The sequence below is a fragment of the Streptosporangium sp. NPDC049644 genome (genome assembly GCF_040675205.1).
Taxonomy (GTDB): domain Bacteria; phylum Actinomycetota; class Actinomycetes; order Streptosporangiales; family Streptosporangiaceae; genus Streptosporangium; species Streptosporangium fukuiense.
This window is the reverse complement of record NZ_JBFAOJ010000049.1, coordinates 51,593-67,641: the sequence shown is the minus strand read 5'-3', so window position 1 is coordinate 67,641 and position 16,049 is coordinate 51,593. Positions and strand designations below refer to the sequence as shown.

Sequence of the window (16,049 nt, the reverse complement as noted above, 5' to 3'; positions counted from 1 at the left end):
GACCGGCTACGCGACACCGACACCGACCTGCTGCGGGATCTCACCGCCGCATGCCCCGAACTGGCCGCACTCGCCCGACTCATCCACGCCTTCGCCGAGCTGCTCACCCCCGCCGTCGGAAACGACACCCAGCTCACCGCATGGATCACCGCCGCACGCGCTGCCGACCTACCTCACCTGCACGGTTTTGCCAACGGACTGGAGCTCGACCGCGCAGCCGTCGATGCCGCTCTCACCCTGCCCCACCACAACGGCCGGACCGAGGGCGTCAACACCCGCACGAAAAGGATCATGAGACAGATGCACGGCCGCGCCGGATTCGACCTCCTTCGCCACCGCATCCTCCTCCCGTGACCATTACCCAGCGCTACCACCGATTATGAGACAGAGCCGAAAACCGTACAGTCCCAACCCGCGTTAGCGGCCCTGGGCGGGCCGCCGGCGACTCGTTATGGTCCTGCGGCGCCCCCGGCCCTTGTGTGAAAGGGCTGGAGGAGCGGTGTGCGGGACCTCAGGTCTGATCGTCAGGCCTGGTCGTGCAGTTGGATGCGGGGGGTATCGGCTTGCTCGGTGATGGTGGCTAGCACGGGGGCCGGGACGTCCTTGTCGCGGAAGGCCTCCACGAGCTGTCGGGGTGGTCGGCGATTGAGGGTGTCCAGGGCCGTCGTTGCCCTTGGTCAGCTGCGGGGCATCCGAGCCCGAGCAGGGCCAGCTGGGAGCCGATCAGCAGGTCGCCGGTCTTGCGGTCCTCCTCGTCGTGGGGTGCGCTGACCTCGATGGCGAGTTCGGGGGAGATGACGGTGAAGCGGGCGGGGCGATAGCCGCGCGGCGGGGGTTCGGTGCGCGTACTTGATGGCGCCGCCCTGGGAGACGACGTGCTGCCCAGGACGTCGGCTTGAGGTGAAAGCCACGTTGTCGGCGGCCAGGTGGCGCCCACGGGGCCAGCTGTGCCAGGCGGGTATCACTGGCGAACCTCCACACACGGGAAGTCGAGGCGAGGCACCGGATCGCCGTGATCTTGCCTCGTGGCTTCGCGTGACGGCCTTGAGTCATTGGCGCGTGGCGGCGTGACAACGGATCTTAACCGCGATCCAGGACATCCGCCGATGCCGGTCCACGGTGGCCTCGACGGCTGCGCCGAGCACGGGCGCACTGCCCGTCGGTGGAACGGGTATCGGCCAGGCGCGGATTACGGCCGGTAGGAGATCCCTTATTACGGACTTACCGAGGCGCCGTGAAACCATCAGAAAACGTACATTAAAAAAGTTGTCTCTGCTGCATGATATCGGCCGTGACCCATAAGGGAAAAGGCGCGGGACATATTTCTGGCGACAGTTGAAATGGCAAGGATCGCGAGTCAATGATGTGGAAATCGCGGCTGAGCCGAAAATCGGCGCAACATACCGAAACTGTTGGTTGTTATTTGCTGCGCCATGTGATCTCTTAGTGATGGTTCGTGTTGGGTGGGCGGCATCGGTGGGATGTGCATCGCTGTCACCTAAAACGCGCCTCGGTCCTACACAGAGAGGAAGTCGAATCAGGGGTGACGTCTGCCTGCCCAGGTGATCGGGCAGAAGCTCTATAGCGCCGCCGGGTACGAGCCGCACACGCTGGCTCACGGCGCCGACGTGTGATATTCGAGCCGTTGTTGCGTGCCCTTGACGGGCGCGCACATCTAATTCTTTAGCGTTCGCGCATGCATTCAATTCGGCCGCATCACGTTTTGTTTTGTGGTGCGCGGATGCCTTCACGTGTTTCTCGGGCGTCAATGGTCAGGAGTTTGTTTCGTGCATGACAAAAACCTGGTGAAGGTCTACAAGGACCGTCAGTACACCTCCACGACGATGGTCCGCCACGACGGCATGGTCGTCGCCTTCGCGGTGGGGGCCGACCGGCGTATCTACTACAGCGTGCTGAGCCTGGATCAGGCCGACCGGGCGCGGGGAGCGCTGGATGCGGCCTACTGGAACAACGACCCGGGACTGCTGCCCTTCCCCACCGAGATGATCGAGGTGAGCACGGAGACGCCGCTGACGGCGGTCATGCCGACAGTGAAGAAGCGCGGCTCGGTGGAGGCGGCGTCCTCGGAGAAGCTGCTGCCAGGAGAGGACGATCCGTTCCTGTCGACGACGGCTCGGCTGACCTCAGCCTTCCCGATCCAGGTGCTCTCGGACGGCCGGCACATCCTGGTGTTTCGCCAGTCGGTCGCGACCGGCGACTCGGGATCGGTGTATAAGACGACCGGGGGCCTGTGGTCGGGGGATTCGGCGCGCAAGGACTACACCCTGGTCGGCGGGGCCAAGGTCGCCGCGGCCGACTCCGCGTTGCTGTGCGACCGGTTCGTGCTGGTCGGCGCCGAACTCAAACCGGTCGTGGAGGCGCGCTACCAGCGCAGCCGCAGCAAGATCGCCCCCGCCTCCGGCGGAGACACGCTGGGCACCCGCGACATGGAGGGGCGGCTGTTCTTCGAGCCGACCATGAAGCTGTCGTTCGCGGGCAAGCTCAGCGACGGGATCTTCTCGGTGTTGTCGCTGCCGACCGCGATCTCGGGATTCTCGCGCTGGCAGATCTTCACCGCCGACGACACCGGCCTCCTGCACGGCTACAACCTGGAGCAAAGCCCCGAGGGGTTGTTCAACGTCGCCGGCACGCAGCTCTACACCAGCCCGGATGCGAAGTTCGCCGGCTCGGTGCTGGAGCGGGCGCCGGGGATCGACTCCCATACCGGGAAACTGCTGGTGCCGGTGCGCCCGCCGCAGAATCGGGGAGGCACCGCGCTGCGGTTCGACAACACGGCCAGCGCCCCAGTAGTCCTGGGGAAGGTCACCACGGCGGTGCCCGCGGGGCCGTACACGATGGAGGCCTGGATCAAGCCCGCCACCGCCACCACCACCGGGCTCATCGTGGGCCGTACCGATACGACCGGCTTGGCCACCCCGGTCCATCTGAGCTTGAAGGCTGACGGCAAGCTGCTGTTCGGCCATGGCTCGCAGACCCTCACCTCCACCTCGGCGGTGCCGATGGGCGCCTACTCGCATGTGGCGGCGGTCTTCGACGGATCACAGCTGAAACTGTTCCTGGACGGCGTGTCCGCAGGGACCCTCGCCACGACCGTGACAGTCGAGGTCACCGCCCAGCTCGTGGTCGGCAAACGAGTCGTTTCGGGCCCGGCGCAGGCCGATCCCTTCAACGGGCATATCGACGAGGTACGGATCTGGACGCTCCCCCGCGGCGATTTCTCGGCGCGCGGACAACGGCCGGACGGCACCGAGGCCGGGCTGTATGCCTACTTCCCCTTCGACGAAGGCACGGGCACCAAGGTGCGCGACCGCGGTGTCAACAAGTTCGAGGGCACGTTCGACGCCGGTCCTGTGTGGACGGATTCGGACGCACCGTTGTTCGACGGCCCGGGAGTGAGCCGCCAGTCGTTCTCGATCACCGGGCGCAAGGTGGTCTCCGGCCTGACCGCGACCTTGTACTACCAGCAGCACCCGGCGGTGACGGGGTACGGCCACACGCCGTCGCCGGAGAAGGGACAGGCGCGGGTACTGCTGGCCTTCGCCACCTCGGGGCCGCCGCCGACGGGCGAACCGACCGGCCGCTCCTATGTGGCGACCCTGGACTTCGCCCTGTCGCGGGAGGGGAAGCTGGCCACAGCACCGGGAGTGATCGATCTGACCTGGATCGGCACGCCCGACCCCACCAAGGACAACGACAAGCTGCGGGCCGCCCAGGAGGCCGTCACCGCGGCCCGCGGCCAGCTCTACAACGACCAGGTGCTCGCGGAGCAACTCCCGGCCACCAGGGCACGGTTGGCCCAGATCGACCACGAGCTGTACGACGGTGGCGCCATCAGCCTGTACACGCTCAACCGGACCATCGTCGGCCCGGCCCGCGACTGGGGCGGCCACCGGGAGAGGGAGAGAAGACTCTTCGCCGAGATGGCCGACCTGCGTCCGAAAGCCGATCGCCAGTCCGAGGCCAAAGAGCGACTCGGCACGGACAAGGCGGCCTTGGAGACGGCGCTCAACGCGCAGGCCACACTGACCGGGGCACTGCTCGGCGCGGCCGAGGCGGTCCTGGCGATGCCCAAGGTGTGCATCGACCGCTCGGGCCTGACCGTGCTGGGCGCCCTGTTGTCCTTCGCCTGGACGACCCACGCCCCCGCGCTGCTGGACAGCTCCACCGGTGAGGTGGCGCTGTACTTCCGGGGCGGGGAGGGCCAGTTCTTCGCCGTCTACTACGCGACCACCATCTCCCCCGCCGTCAAGGAGATCTCCGTGGCGGGCGGCGCGCTGCGCCTGTCCGGCCGCGACGTCGCGATGAAACTGGCCGACTTCGACGTGAAGGTGACCGCGACCGGGACCGGCATGTGCAAGGTGGAGGTGAGCCGGGGTACGACGGTCGAGACGTTCACCTCGGTACCCGACCGGGCCGATCTTCTCGCCGCGGTGCTGAACGGCTCGGCACGAGGATCGAACCTGGGGACGGTCCTGTCGGTCGAGGACAAGACCGTGACGCTGACCGAGCCGCTGACGACCACGCTGAGAGCGGGCCTGGTCATCATGGTGGGCGAGGACAGCCGCACCGTGGCGGGCGGGCAAGCGGGGTCGGCGCAGCTCACCCTCACCACCGCTCCCCTTACCGCCGGCACGGGCGCCAAGGTCCGCATCGCGGCCTACGACTACACGCTGGCCTCGTGCAACGTCGCCGGCATGTCACCGGCCCACGGTTCGCTGCTGGTCAGCGCCTACGCCGGGGCCCTCACCGCGCCGGTGCCGGCCGGCACCGCGTCCAATGTCAGCGAGCCGCTGGGGCCGCGCTGGCACGGTGACGCGCCGGGACGGGCGTTCTCCTTCGACGCCGCCCAGAAACACCGTCTGGAACTGACGAGTACGGCGAACATCTCCGCCCTGGCCACGTCCGGGAACCTGACGCTCGAGGCCTGGGCCAAGCCGACGTTCGTCGACGGCATGGACACCATCCTCCACACCGATGTCGGCGACACCTGGTACGCGCTGGGCGTGGAGAGCGCCACCCGGGCCAACGGGGAGCGCGGCTACGTCATCGACGTGAACGTCAACAAGCAGGTCTTCCGCAGCGTCGAGGTGTTCCCCCTGGCCGAATGGGCGCATCTGGCGGTGTCGTTCGAGCAGGACTGGGCGATCCAGATGGACGGCACCGGCCACCTCAACGCCGGCGGCGCGGGCGGCATGGACCTCGTGGACGACCTGACCATCGAGGCGTTCGTGAAAGTCGACTCCTTCGGTGTCAAACAGGGGCTGGTCGGCAAGGGCGCGCTCGGCACCGGCAACCACACCGCGGTCCCCTACTGCCTGTATGTGGACACCGACGGCCGCCTCGCCTTCACCTTCGAGCCCGGCTCCGGCTCGGAGACGGCGAGGGTCTACAAGTCGGAGACGGCCCTGACGGCGGGCGGCTTCCACAAAGTCGCCGTCACCCGCAAGAACCCGACGGGTACGGCGACCGAGGTGGAGATCTGTTTCTTCATCGACGGCAAGAAGGTCGGCGCCTCGCAGTGGTACGGCGGCGCCAAGCCCGTGGGCAACGACGCGCCGGTCGAGCTGGGCCGGATGATGGTGGGCAAGACGGCCTCCGGTCTGAAGGGCGCGCTGTCGGAGGTGCGGATCTGGAGCGTCGCCAGGAACAGTGCCCAGATCGGCGCGCCGATCACCACCAAGGCCTCCGGCCTGACCGCGTGGTGGACCTTCCCCGAGAGCAAGGGCGCCCGGACACAGGACCGGTGCGGCTCCTACCCGGCTACGCTGCACGCGGTGACCCGCGTCCGCACCCCCGATCCCGACGGAAACCGGTTCACCTTCTACCGCAACGGCAGCCCCGTCCCCTCGGAGAGGACGACCTCGACGACGTCGAGTGTGGTGCGGCCCACCTCCCCGCGCTCGGTGGTGGCCGACGGGTTCACCGGCGACCTGGACGAGATCAGGGCGTGGCGCACCGCCCGTACCCAGGAGCAGATCCTGGACAACATGTTCGGCCGCGTCCGCGGCGACCGCCAGGACCTGCTGGCCTACTACCCCTTCGACGCCGACGACACCGTGGCCGGGGCGGCGGTGAAGGACGCCGGCCTCAGTGGCCATCACCTGGCCCAGTCGACGCCGGCCCCCAAGATCGTGCTGTCCACCGCGCCGATCTCCACCGACACCGCCCAAGTCCGCTCCGCGCTGACCGGCATCCGCACCCCCTTCCACACCTCGATCGCGACCACCCCGGCCGCCACCGAGTACGGCGACATCCAGCGCCTCACCGACGACTCGCTCATCGGCGTGCTGAAGCGGGCCTACGCCTACCTGCAGGCCGACAAGTCCTGGGTGCTCAACACCGGCTACAAGGTCGGCGAGCTGACCACCACCTGGGTGGGCCAGGCCCAGTTCGACCCGCAACTGATCGGCTACATCGAAGGCGCTCCGCCGATCCCGTCGGAGAACCTCATCGCCGGTACCTCCGACAACTACAAGGGCGCCTCCTCGGTCGCCTTCGTCCAGGCCGACAACGTCGTCAACGCCCTGTCGTCGAACAAGAACAACAGCATCGACACGTCCGCGAAGGTGAAATTCGAGATAGCGACCGCCCAGAGCATCTGGACCGTCGCCGCACCCCTGGGCGCCGGTACGGCGCAGCCGATGGCCGAAGCCACCTTGGATCTCGGGCTCAACGTCGAACTCAAGTACGCCAACACCTGGAGCAACGAGACCAAGGTCTCCCAGGGCACCAACACCACCCGTACCAGCAAGGTCGAGGTCACCGGCGGCTGGGAGGACCCCGACCCGACCAAGCAGGTCAACCCCGCCGCCGGGCGGCGCTGGGTGCCGGCCAACACCGGGTTCGCCGTGGTGCAGTCCGAGACCGCCGACCTGTACGCGCTGCGCCTGGTCCACAGCGGGGCCCTGGTCGCCTACCGGATGCTGCCCAGCCCCGACATCCCCCGCGACTGGAACCTGATCCCCTTCCCGATCAATCCCCGCTACACCAAGCAGGGCACCCTGGACGGCGTCGTCGGTTACGCCAAGCACGAGACGGCCCCAGGACTGCGCCCCTTCCCCGACCCGCATTTCCCCAGGGCGGGCCAGGGGGAGCGCGGCGAGTTCAGCTACTACCGGCCGGTGGAGGCCTACCGGATCAAGAAGCGGATCCAGCGCGAACAGCAGCAGCTCCAGGGCTTCTACGAATCGGTGTCCACCGAGACCCACGCCCCCGACCCCACCCACGGCCAGGCGGCCAAGGTGCTGAACGGCATGATGGGCGGCACCGGCGCGGAGGTCACTCAGAGCGGCAACCCCGAGACCGGACGCGCGGCCACCCGGGCCGCCTCACGCCGCAACATCGTCAACACCTACGTGTGGACCGCCGCCGGCGGGTTCTTCGCCGAGACCACCGGCACCACCGACCAGGTCACCGAGACCACGACCGGCTCCTTCACCTTCACCGCCGCCATCGGCTGGAGCGAGGTCGGGGGCTTCGCGATCGGCAACGTCGGTGCCAAGTTCGGTTTCGAGTCCACCACGACCACCGGCTACAGCATCACCCGCAGCAAGTCCAAGGACGCCACCCGGACCTTCAGCCTGGACGTCACCTGCGCTCCGGGCAACCAGCTGCAGAAACACAACGGCGACACCCCCCTGTTCGACGCCGACGGCAAGCCGATCCTGGTGCCCGGCCGCGTCGACGCCTACCGCTTCATGACCCTCTACCTCGACACCAGCACCGACAACTTCGAGGACTTCTACGGCAAGGTCATCGACCCCGAGTGGCTGGACCGCGGCAAGGACCCCAACGCGCTGGCACTCAAGCGCGCCCAGCAGTCCGACCGCAAACCTCCGTGCTGGCGGATCATGCACCGGGTCACCTTCGTCAGCCGCGTCCTGGACACCGCTACCACCACCCCGTCCCTGGCCCAGGCTATGGGCACCCTCGGCATCACCAGCGATTATGAGCTCATCCACCGCCTGCAGCCCTATCTCACCGGCGCCACCGGCGACTTCAACGCGTTGAGCGGAGCGGCCAAAACCGCCCTGGCCACACACTTCGCCCGCCTGGTCCCCTACGCCGAGACCATCGTGGGCCGCCTGGCGGCCTACTACAACCTCCCCCCCACCCCCCTCGCCCTCACGCCCGCCGCACCGACGCCCCTGAGCACCCTCACCAGCACCGAAAAGTCCGTCGCCAAGGGAACGAACTTCACCGTCCACTACTCCACCCCGCCCGGCACCGTCAGCGCCAAGAACTGGGTCGGCCTGTATCCGGTCGACAAGAGGCCCTCGGAGGTGGAGGCCCTCGACTGGAGATACGCCCCCGAAGCCAACGGCACCATCGCCATTCCCACCACCAAGCTGCCCGGCCCGGGAACCTACGCGGCTTGGTACCTCCACAACGACGGCTACACCGCCCTGACAGGCGTCCTCATGTTCACCGTGACATGACCCATTGTCATTGACGAGCCACCTGCGGCGCCGAGCGACCTCGCCCGGCGCCGCAGGACCGATTCGGCACACCCTGCCTACATTGGAAAACGTCCCAACTGACGTGGCAGACACCCAACAGCTCATGCAGATCACCTGGCATGGTCATGCGCCGGTCCCCGCCTCGGTCACGTGTGTGGGTGCGGTGACTCCGGCCTCGGAGTAGTACCGGATGGCGCTGACACTCAGTAAAGCGAGGGCCGGCTCATACGCCACTTCGCTGGACGTGACCGATCCGGCTTCCCTTGCACCGAGCACACGGCACGAGATCGGCACCGGGGCGTGCGAGCTCGTACCGCGGATCCGCAGGCCCGTACCGCGGATCCGCGGTCATGTCGAGACGACCGTCAGACGGCCGTGCGCGACCACTGCTGGTTGGTGCCGGTGTTGCACGGATACTGCTTGAGGATCACGCCGTCCGCGGTCGACGCGGACGGTACCTCCACGCATTTACCGCTGTGTCGCGCCCGGAGCTGGAAGTAGTTGCCGTTGGCGACCATCTGGAACTGCTGGCTGGTGCCGGCGCCGCAGGCGTACTGGACGAGTTCTGCGCCGTCGGCGGTTGAGGCGTTCGTCACGTCGAGGCACTTTCCGCTGTGGCGGCTGTAGACGCGCAGGTAGCCGCCGCCGAGGTCCTCGAACCGCCACTGCTGCCACAGGTTGCCGCTGTAGGTGTACTGGTCGACGCGCGCGCTGTCGTTGGTGCTCGCTTGTTGGACGTTCATGGCCTTACCGCTGTGGCGCGCGTTGATCCTGTACGTCGTCGGAGGGACGGAGTCGCCGACGGTGTCGCCCCAGGCATACCGGAGCCGGTTGGCGCCGTGGCCGTTGCGGACGGTCACGCTGAGATTGGTGCCGCTGCCACCCAGAGCGTACATCGAGTAGGAGTCGTAGCCGAGGCTTCCGGTGGGCTTGCCGCCGAGGGCGGGCCAGTAGGTGCCGCCCATCCGGTTGTCCCGCATGACCTGGGCCATGGCGCGGAAGTGGCGCACGAAGTTGTCGGTGCTGTTCGGGTTGCCGTAGTCGAGGCCGGTGGACATCGGCGCGCCGAACCCGGTCGCGACCGCACGGGAGGCGCAGTTGCCCAGCAGGGTCTGAATGTGGCTTCGGAAGTCGTCGTAGGTCATCGCGCTGTAGAAGAAGGCGTAGGAGTGGAAGGACAGCAGCGTCGAGTTGAAGCGGCTGTCGTTGCAGATGTCCCGCAGGTCCTGGCTGAAGCCGGTACCGCCGACGAGCACCCGGCCGGGCACTGCCGAGGTGTGATGGCTGAGCCAGCTCGCTGCGACGTTGCGCCAGTCCGCCGATGAGTAGCCGTACGGCTCGTTCATCGGCTCGAAGTAGACGTTGCTGTTCGAGCCGTACGTGTTGATCACGGTGGACCACATCGTGTTCCATGCGGCGAGGTTCGTGATCCTGCCGCCGGAGGCGGCGCCGTCCTCCCAGTAGGCCAGGATGACCTTGAATCCAAGGTCGGTGGCGGCGTCGATGGCGCCGCGGTAGGCGTTCCACCAGGTCGTGTTGGCCACGGTGTGAGTGTTGATGGGCAGCCGGACGGTGTTGACTCCCATGGTGTAGGCCACGTGGTCGTAGAACGCGTTGGCCTTGGCTCGAACTGTCGCGTTGCTGTCGGACTGGCTCAGGCCCTGCACGACGAGCGGGCCGGTGCTGAAGTTGTCACCCAGCACGGCCCAGTTCATGCCTCGGAATTGGCCGGTGTCGGCATTGGCCGACGGCGCGGAGACGACGATGCTTGTCGCTGTGATGAGCGCGGTCACCACAAGGGTGATCAGTAATCGGCGCAACGACCGAGTGCTCCGCGATGGTCCTGATGAGTGACCATCAGGCGCCGTGATCAGTGCCATGAAATGTCCAATCACTAGATCTGAATTCCTGGGTCGGGCCCTCGGCCGGCGTGACGACCGGGTCGTTCTGGTTCAGGGGCATCCAGATGGGGCCATCGGAGTTCACCGCCAGGTGGAGGGCGTGGTCGTCACCGGACCGGTTCGGCGACCCTTCGAAGTAGCCCATGACGTGGACCGAATACGTGGCCGCCGACGCTGACGGCGCCGCGGCGATGTGGACGACACTGCCCAGCACGGCCGTCGACTACCTGACGGTGGCGACGATCTTTTGACGCGGGGACACCGCGGGCGTCCTTTCCGGGAATCGGTGAGGAGACGGCGAGGGGCGACGCCACAGCTGCGCACTCACGGCGAGGCCTCAGGGGCAATAAGGGTGGCATCGACGGGCGCACGAAGAACTGTTAACGCTAACGTTTATGCACAAACCTCGTCCCTGTGAGCTTTTCAATGGGGCGATTGATTCCCGATGGAGGGCCGACGATCAGGTCACATTAACGTTTCTATTGCATTTCCGTAAAGTGTTAGGGTTCGCAGGCGGGATGTCAACATCTCGCTACAAATACGGCTGCGTAATCCCGGGAATCTGGACATGCTGCGGATCTGCGAGAAGCTCGTCGCAGAGGAACCGATCAGGCAAATGACCGTGCACCATCCGTAAGCGAGGCGGCGCCCCGCGTGCGTTTGAGAGGTGAGGGCCCATGGCCCGTGTGGGACGCGACCGGGAACCGACGCCACTGCGCCGGGCCCGCCAGGCGCGGAACTGGACGCTGGAAGACGTCGTCGAGCAGATGGATCTCCACACCTGCGGCGGGCACTCGGGGGTGACGCCGGCCCGAGCGGCGGGGGTTTTCTACGGCGGTCCGGGCAAGGCGAGGCAGAGGGCTTCCAGGGCGGCCGTGATCGCGTGCTCGGGTGGTGTGCCGTATCCGAGGACCAGGCCGTCGCGTGGCGGCATCATGCTGTCGGGGTGCAGATACGAGCCCAAGCCGTCCAGGGCGAGGCCGAGGCGGCGTGCGGCGCGGAGGGTGGCTTGCTCAGTGTCCGGGGGAAGCTCGAGCACGGCGTGCAGGCCCGCGGCGATGCCGTTGACGCTGACGTGCGGGGCGCGTTCGGCGAGCGTGGCCGTGAGCAGGTCACGGCGGCGCTGGTAGATCCTGCGCATGCGGCGCAACTGGCGGTCGTAGGCGCCGCCGGTGACGAAGTCGGCGAGGGTGAGCTGGTCCATGACGCCCGACCAGAGTTCGCGCGGGCCCTTGGCGGCGACGATGTCGTCCACCAGCCGGCCGGGTACTGCCATCCAGCCGAGCCGGAGCGCGGGGGACAGACTCTTGCTCGTCGATCCGAAGTAGACGACGCGGTCCGGATCGAGACCCTGCACGGCGCCGACCGGTTCGCGGTCGTAGCGGAACTCGCCGTCGTAGTCGTCCTCAAGCAGCAGGCCGCCTGTGGCGCGTGCCCAGTCGATCACCGCGGCCCGGCGCTGTGGGTGCAGTGCGCCTCCAGTGGGGTATTGATGCGCGGGTGTCAGCAGGACGGCTTGCGCGCCTGTGGCCGGAAGTTCCCTGATTCGTGCGCCGTGGGTGTCCACGGTGAGCGGCACGGTCTTCAGGCCCGCCTCGGTGATGATGGAGCGGTGGAAGTCGAGTCCGTAGGACTCGACAGCGACGAGGCCGCGCAGCACATGACACACCAGCCGCAGCCCGTGCGCGAAGCCCGAGCAGATCACGATGTGGTCCGCCTTGGTGCGCACACCTCTGGTACGAGCCAAGTACTCCACCAGCGCCTGGCGTAACTCCGGCCGGCCACGGGGGTCGCCGACGCCGAAGGCGTCGTTGGGTGCGGCGGCCAGCGCGCGCCGGGCCGAGGCGATCCAGGACGAGCGCGGGAAGGCGGCGGCGTCAGGGGAACTGGGCATCAGGTCGTAGATGATCCGTTGGCGGGACGGGCGCGCGGGTGAGCGCCGACGGCTGGGTTCCAGAGGCGCGGCGCGGTGTGCGACGTGCGTGCCGGAACCTTGACGAGACGTGAGCCAGCCCTCCTCGGCGAGCTCCGAATACGCGGCGGCGACGGTGTTGCGGGCGATTCCCAGGTCGAGGGCGAGGGTGCGATAGGGCGGAAGCCGGGTACCGGGTGCCAGCCGTCCCGAGTGGATCGCCTCGCGCAGGGCCCGCATCAACCGCACGCGCGCGCCGCCGCCACCGGTGAGATCCAGGTGCAGGTCGCTGCCGCTTTCCGGACGGAGGCCGCTCATCGCCTCGCCCTGCGCCGGCCCTGGCCGTCGTGCCCGAAATTGGCCCACAGAATATCCACGAGAATGCACCATATCTTGGGTCGATCGTGTCCTTAGGGTCATGAGCATGACGAACGTTGCTATTCCCGCACGTATGAACTTGTCGCTTGTCGCTCCCAAGGTTTTCAAGGCCGTGCTGGCTCTGGACGCTGTGGCCCGCGAGGGACTGGACCCGGTCCTGATCGAGCTGGTGCAGATCCGCGCCTCCCAGATCAACCGGTGTGCGTACTGCATCGACTATCACACCGGCGACGCCCGCCGGACGGGTGAGAGCGAGGCGCGCATCTACCAGCTGAGCGCCTGGCAGGAGTCCAGCCTCTACACCGCCAAGGAGCGCGCGGCCCTCGCCCTGACCGAGGCGATGACCCTGCTTCCCCAGGGGGTCGCCGACGTGGTGTACGACGAGGCCACGCGGTACTTCGACGACGAAGAACTCGCCCAGCTCATCGCGATGATCTTCACGGTCAACGCCTGGAACCGCATGAACGTGACCACGCGCAAGACCCCCGGAACCGAGTAGCCACACCTGCGCCCTCGTTCTCCTCCACCCACGGGCGGTGGCCCGCGTCCCCGCGGCCACCGCCCTTCGCATGACTTCCAGGAAAGGCCGACAGCGTGACATCCGTCGACTTCCCGCCACCGGACGTGGCCCAGGACGCGAGCCCCTCACCGGTCCGGGGCTGGCTCGCGATCCTCGCCGTGACGCTGGGAATCTTCGCCCTGATGACCTCCGAACTGCTGCCCGTCGGACTCCTCACCCCGATCGGCACCGCGCTGGACGTCTCCGAGGGCACCACCGCGCTCATGGTCACCGTGCCTGGGCTGGTCGCCGCCGTCGCGGCACCATTGGTCACCGTGGCCACCGCCAGGATCGACCGCCGGCTGGTGCTGGCCGTGCTGATCGGGATGATGGGCGCGGCCAACCTAGCCTCCGCCTTCGCCACGAGTTTCGCAGTCGTCCTGCTGGCCCGCTTTCTGATCGGCATCAGCGTCGGCGGCTTCTGGTCCCTGGCCGGCGCCATCGCCCTGCGTCTGGTCCCGAAGCACCACGTCGTGCGGGCCACCGCCGTCGTCTTCGGCGGCGTCGAGACCGCCTCCGTGCTGGGTGTGCCTGCGGGCACCCTGGTCGGCGGCCTCAGCGGCTGGCGAACCGCGTTCGCGGTCGTGGGTGTGCTCGGTCTGATCTCGTTGGTCTGCATGGTCGTCGTGATGCCGAAGGTGGCGCCGGAGCGCACGATGACCTTCGGGGACCTGCCGCGGGTGTTCCGGACGCACATCGCGGTACGCGTCGGCATCGCCATGACCTTCCTGGTTATCACCGGGCACTTCACCGCCTACACCTTCGTCCGGCCGATCCTCCAGCACGACGGTGTGGCGGACGGCATGATCAGTGTGCTGCTGCTGGTCTTCGGCATCGCCGGCATCTGCGGCAACTTCATCGCAGGTGCCCTGATCACCAAGCGTCTCCGGCAGACCGTGTGCGGCATCTCCGTACTCCTCACCGCGGCCATGGCCGCCCTCGCGGTGACCGACCACAACACCTTCTCGGTGGCCGCGATACTCATCGTCTGGGGGCTGGGCTACGGCGCCGTCCCGGTCACCTTCCAGACCTGGATCCTGAACGCCGCGCCGACGGCCACCGAGGCCGCGTCCTCCCTGTACGTGTCGATGTTCAACCTGTCCATCGCCCTGGGCGCCCTCGTCGGCGGCCTGGTGGTCGACACCGCCTCAACGGTGAGCGTGTTGTGGATCGGTGGCGTGCTGGCCATTCTGGTGCTCCCGATCGTCGGTGCCATGCCTCGCCACAGGGTTCCCCGCCCGGGTCTGCCCGAGTAAGCGCCGCGTCTACCGTGAGATCCCCGGCGATGGCGTGCACGATGCGCAGCCGCCGTACCAAGTGCAGCAGGTTGAGGGTGAGGTGGACCTCGTGGGTGTCGGGGTCGCCGTCGACGATCTCGCACCAGCTGGGGGTGCCGTCCAGACTGAGGACACGCAGCTCGTACTACGTCAACAGCTACGATCCTCCCAAGCAATCACGTGAGGCTGCTGCTGGATGAGAACGTGTCCCGGCCCCTCCACCAGGCCATCACCGCCTTCGTTCTGGGGCATGAGATCGTCCATTGGTTGGCGGTAAGACGTACATCACCATGTGGACGTCTTGGTCATCACTGTCTATCGGTCTGAGGCGCGGAATGACGACTACCGGGCGATCATGGTGAAGGCCCTCGCCGACCGGCTGGCGGAGGCGTTCGCCGAGTACATCCACCTGGAGGCGCGGCGGGCTGATCTTCGCCCACCCGGCGTCGCGGTACTTCACCGTGGGGCGCCTCGACAGGGACCAGGTCGAGGACTACGCCCTGCGGCGCGGCCTGGACCTCGCCGAGGTCGAGCGCTGGCTGCGCCCCAACCTGGCCTACGACCCGGAGTGATCTGATCCGTCGGCCGGTGCCGAGGGCCGCTGACGGCCCCGGCCGACGGGATTCACAAGGTTCAACGGATCGGCCCGGTGCCTCCACCTGAGTGGCGGGACGCTCGCCGGGACGGTTCCTGGCTGGAGCGGATGAGTGGCCCTTTACCAGGGGCGGCGCGACGAGCCCGGAGTGGTCCCGCGAGACGGCCGTAACGGCAGGCGGTTCTCCTTGATGACGGCCGTCTGCGGCCAGGCCGTCCCATGACTTACAAGTCGTTCTCCAGCGCCGGTCTCTAGCGTCATCGTCGACCCTCCTGTCCGAAGCGGCCGAGGAAGGGCCGGAGACCGGTATGGCGCAGGGGCGAGCCCAGGCGCGTGAGCGACAGGGAGAAGAGAGATCATGCTGGACTCCGAGGCAGGCCAGGCGATCGCCGTCACCCGGATCGCCGAGTGCTTGGAGGATGGATCGACCTACCTCGACCTGTCCCGTCTCCGGCTGAGCAGGGTGCCCGGGTCACTCACCCAGCTCACCGCCCTCAAACGGCTCGACCTGCGCGGCAATCGGTTGACCGCGCTGCCCGAGTGCCTGAGGAACCTCACCGCCCTCGAAAAGCTAGACCTGTTCTGCAACCAGTTGACCGTGCTGCCCGAGTGGCTGGGGAACCTCACTGCTCTCGCCTGGCTTGACCTGGGCGGCAATCGGTTGACCGTGCTGCCCGAGTGCCTGGGGAACCTCACCGCCCTCACCTGGCTCGACCTGTATGACAACGGGCTGACCGCTCTACCCGAGTCGCTGGGGAACCTCACCGCCCTCGAAGAGCTCGACCTGGGCGGCAATGAGTTGACCGTGCTGCCCGAGTCCTTGAGGAACCTCACCGCCCTCACCTGGCTCGACCTGGGCCGTAACCAGTTGACCGCGCTACCCGAGTCCTTGAGGAACCTCACCGATGCTGCCTGGCTCGGCCCCGGTCGTTAACCGATTGCGGTCC

At 67.5% G+C, this 16,049-nt stretch carries 8 protein-coding genes; 6 read left to right on the top strand and 2 right to left on the bottom strand.

Going from position 1 to position 16,049, the window contains the following annotated elements; translation table 11 throughout:
- A partial coding sequence (locus AB0J58_RS25625) for a transposase (RefSeq protein WP_364219773.1) occupies positions 1 to 354 on the top strand: 354 nt, incomplete at its 5' end.
- 1,433 nt (positions 355 to 1,787) lie between these two features.
- Positions 1,788 to 8,459 (top strand): LamG-like jellyroll fold domain-containing protein, encoded by a 6,672-nt coding sequence (locus tag AB0J58_RS25620; protein WP_364219770.1) that lies wholly within the window; start codon positions 1,788 to 1,790, stop codon positions 8,457 to 8,459.
- 386 nt (positions 8,460 to 8,845) lie between these two features.
- On the opposite strand, the gene AB0J58_RS25615 is transcribed toward AB0J58_RS25620, so the two are convergent.
- Both AB0J58_RS25615 and AB0J58_RS25610 read right to left on the bottom strand, forming a co-directional pair.
- Positions 8,846 to 10,300: an RICIN domain-containing protein gene (locus AB0J58_RS25615; RefSeq protein WP_364219767.1), complete on the bottom strand. Its 1,455-nt coding sequence runs from the start codon at positions 10,298 to 10,300 to the stop codon at positions 8,846 to 8,848.
- Positions 10,301 to 11,210: 910 nt separating this feature from the next.
- Complete coding sequence (locus tag AB0J58_RS25610) at positions 11,211 to 12,611, bottom strand: PLP-dependent aminotransferase family protein (protein WP_364219764.1); 1,401 nt, start codon at positions 12,609 to 12,611, stop codon at positions 11,211 to 11,213.
- Between the two features lie 133 nt (positions 12,612 to 12,744).
- On the opposite strand from AB0J58_RS25610, the gene AB0J58_RS25605 reads away from it, so the two are divergent.
- From AB0J58_RS25605 to AB0J58_RS25590, 4 genes are all read left to right on the top strand, one after another.
- The gene (locus tag AB0J58_RS25605; RefSeq protein ID WP_364219762.1) at positions 12,745 to 13,170 is read left to right on the top strand and encodes a carboxymuconolactone decarboxylase family protein; all 426 of its coding nucleotides are present in this window, start codon (positions 12,745 to 12,747) and stop codon (positions 13,168 to 13,170) included.
- Positions 13,171 to 13,265: 95 nt separating this feature from the next.
- On the top strand, positions 13,266 to 14,486 hold the full coding sequence (locus AB0J58_RS25600) for an MFS transporter (RefSeq protein ID WP_364219759.1): 1,221 nt from the start codon (positions 13,266 to 13,268) through the stop codon (positions 14,484 to 14,486).
- A 482-nt stretch (positions 14,487 to 14,968) separates the two neighbouring features.
- A complete protein-coding gene (locus tag AB0J58_RS25595) occupies positions 14,969 to 15,079 on the top strand; it encodes a hypothetical protein (RefSeq protein WP_364219756.1) in 111 nt (36 codons plus the stop codon).
- A gap of 381 nt (positions 15,080 to 15,460) precedes the next feature.
- Positions 15,461 to 16,036, top strand: a complete 576-nt coding sequence (locus AB0J58_RS25590; protein ID WP_364219753.1) for a leucine-rich repeat domain-containing protein — start codon at positions 15,461 to 15,463, stop codon at positions 16,034 to 16,036.
- The last annotated feature ends 13 nt before the right edge of the window (positions 16,037 to 16,049 follow it).